Here is a 231-nt window from a genome sequence, read left to right on the forward strand (position 1 = left end):
TAGGAGAAGTCCGAGTCGCGGAAGCCCGTGTTGTAGAGGTAGAAGGCCAGGGTCAGGGTGTCCTGCAGCACCCCGCCCGTGGGGGTGAGGACGTAGACCTGGGTGAAGACCTCTGCAACCTCCACCCCCTCCGCCGGGAGGGCGCGGAGGCCCAGGGCCTCGAGGTGAGGCCCGAGGGCAAGCCCCAAGCCCCGGAGGAGGACCCAGGGGGCGCCCAGGTTCATCATGACC

1 protein-coding gene is annotated in these 231 nt (G+C 69.3%); it reads right to left on the minus strand.

Annotation, left to right across the window (positions count from 1 at the left end; all coding sequences use genetic code 11):
• A partial coding sequence (locus tag MFF64_RS39230) for a hypothetical protein (protein ID WP_238194146.1) occupies positions 1-231 on the minus strand: 231 nt, incomplete at both ends.

The organism is Methylobacterium frigidaeris, assembly GCF_022179185.1.
Lineage (GTDB): Bacteria > Pseudomonadota > Alphaproteobacteria > Rhizobiales > Beijerinckiaceae > Methylobacterium > Methylobacterium frigidaeris.